This is a genomic window from Pseudomonadota bacterium (genome assembly GCA_030860485.1).
Taxonomy (GTDB): Bacteria; Pseudomonadota; Gammaproteobacteria; order JACCXJ01; family JACCXJ01; genus JACCXJ01.
The window spans coordinates 1-2219 of the sequence record JALZID010000307.1 but is presented as its reverse complement, the minus strand read 5'-3'; the positions used below and the strand labels follow the sequence as shown (position 1 = coordinate 2219).

The window sequence follows — 2219 nt, the reverse complement described above, 5'->3', positions numbered from 1 at the left end:
AGCGCAGTGCGGGCAGGCCATGGGTCTTGCAGTTGACTTCCGCTTTGCTATACTTCATAAGAAGCGGTCTCCTTCGGGTATGCGGTTGTTTTCACAAGCACATTATACCGCGAAGTGCAGACCGCTTTCTAGTCTTTCTGATCATGAAATCAGTTCTTTTGCTTAAAGGCTGGATATCACCGGTGGTGATGTCCAGCGCAACGCTACAAACTCTCTGCAACCCTGTATTCTACGCCCTTTCCTGACGACCCGCATGGATATTTATGCAACTGGAGGGTTCATCAACTCCAAGCGACAAAATCCAGTCAACAATCCAATCATCAGAGCACACAGCGCGTAAACGCCAAATAACTCAATGCACCAACGCAAAATCTTGCGGTTGGGGAAAGTCTTGAATGCCAGTCTTATGCTTTGGAGGCGTACGTTCAATGTTGCCGTGACGCCCTGCGCGGCCGGCTTGGCGGCGGCCGGCGGCGCGCTCACCAATGACGCTGCGGCGATCATTGCGCTGATCAAGGACAGCACTCCGAGTCTCCATCTCTTCGTTGGTTTCTTCTCGGGTAAACAGAAGATGCTCTTTTCCCACACAAAGGCCTCCTTTCCTGTTTGATGTCGTGCGCACAGCGCTGCACTGCGAATCACATGATTAAAGAAACCGGCAGGGTACACATCGCGTACCAAGCCATCATTCATGGAAAGTACGCGCAGTATGCCCTACCGGTGGGAGCGGACGAGGCCACCCCATTCGTCGCGGATACTAACTCATCAGACCCTCGTTGAGAACTCGCCGAGAACCTTGCGGACGGCTGTGCTTGTGGCTCGAAAACCAAAGCTGGCTTTGGACATCCGGTGTTTCGACCCTATCTCACGCGGCGATGAGCTCGCGGCCTCATTCATCGCGGCTCGGTGAGGGCTTCGCTGAGAACCCTGCGAACGGCTTGCTCGATCTCGTTGGTTCGTCCTCCTGTCATGACTTCGCCTCTCTAAGCGGCCGCCCTCCAAGAATCGAGCCAATCCTGGAGCTGATAATAAAGGGCGGTGGGCAACGCCTTGATCGCCCACTTGACCGGGTTAAAGTTCGAGGCGCTGATCAGGGTCGGGTTGTGTGTAGCGAGGTAGGACGAGGTGGCGCCCATCGGTGGTGGGTAGATGAACATCCACCATCTGCATGGCCGCAAACTTTTCCAGTACCGCTCTCGGGGTTAATCCCGGCGCCAGTGCGCGTAGCCGGTGTTTGAGGGTTACCTGAAGGCAATACGCCATGAAAGCGACCCAAGGCGCGGGCGTCATCGGCGCGCCGCCCACGTCCATGCCGGGCATGTCCGGAACCATGTCGGCGACTTCCAGGTGCGGGAACAGCGAGAGCATGGTCATCTCCCACGCGCTCATGCCGAGCCCTGCGCCCGTCAAGAGGTAGAAGCCAAGCCAGCGCGCACAACGCAGCCACACCCGCCAGCGCGATCGTGCGCTCGCGTTTGAGCAGGCGTTCGAGCGCGGATGCTTCGCACATGCGCGGGGTGTCAGGCCCGCACGACGCCGTTGTTGTTGAGGTGCAGCCGCGCGAATTGGCCGTAGGTGTCCTTCATTTCGATCTCGACCGGACCCTGGGTCTTGCTCGACGCGCTGCCGATCTCGGCCACCGTGTATTCGAAGCCCTCCGGCAACACGATCTGCGCGCGCGATTCCGCACCCGTCGCCTTGTTGCGGATCGGCTCGCCGATTGTGTCGATATAGTCCTTGACGAAGATACGGCCTCTGCGGCCGTCGATGTCAAGCTCGAGATCGATCTTGGTGAAGACCGGATCGTGCATATTGGTCACGGTCGCGGCGTAGATCGCGAACATGGTTGCGAACGGGGCGGTGTCCTGGCCCGTCATGATCTTCAACAGCGCGTCCCGCTGCTTCTGGTCGGCGTTCTCGTCGACGAAGGCGATGGCTTTGCCATTGCCCTCGTGGATCGGGCCGGGCCATTGGAAGATGGCGGCGATCCGCAGGCCGTCGAGCGTGGTCTCACCGTAATGGCCTTGATCGATCTGGATGCCGGCGACGGCATGGCAATGACCCTTGTCCGGCAGCGCGTTGAATTGGCAGTTGCAGCCGTATTCGCAGGTGCAGTTAACGAGCTCGCGTCCCTTAATTTCCCAAGGCGTCATGACAACCCCCATAGGCTTCAATGGCTGAGATGGTCAGTTTACCTTCCTGCCGAAGGGCTGGCCAGC

The 2219-nt window shown here is 58.4% G+C and carries 2 protein-coding genes and 1 pseudogene; all 3 read right to left on the bottom strand.

The window, feature by feature from the left end:
- Positions 1-261: 261 nt before the first annotated feature.
- The gene (locus M3461_19330) at positions 262-693 is read right to left on the bottom strand and encodes a hypothetical protein (GenBank protein MDQ3776350.1); all 432 of its coding nucleotides are present in this window, start codon (positions 691-693) and stop codon (positions 262-264) included.
- A 378-nt stretch (positions 694-1071) separates the two neighbouring features.
- Positions 1072-1275 (bottom strand): annotated as a pseudogene (locus M3461_19325) (IS1634 family transposase).
- Positions 1276-1520: 245 nt separating this feature from the next.
- Complete coding sequence (locus tag M3461_19320) at positions 1521-2153, bottom strand: DUF1326 domain-containing protein (protein ID MDQ3776349.1); 633 nt, start codon at positions 2151-2153, stop codon at positions 1521-1523.
- Positions 2154-2219 lie beyond the last annotated feature (66 nt).

What these genes read in the sequence shown, in the direction of transcription:
- M3461_19320 (MDQ3776349.1), bottom strand. Translation starts at nt 2,153, where the DNA reads ATGACGCCTTGGGAAATTAAGGGACGCGAGCTCGTTAACTGCACCTGC.
- M3461_19330 (MDQ3776350.1), bottom strand. Translation starts at nt 693, where the DNA reads ATGAATGATGGCTTGGTACGCGATGTGTACCCTGCCGGTTTCTTTAAT.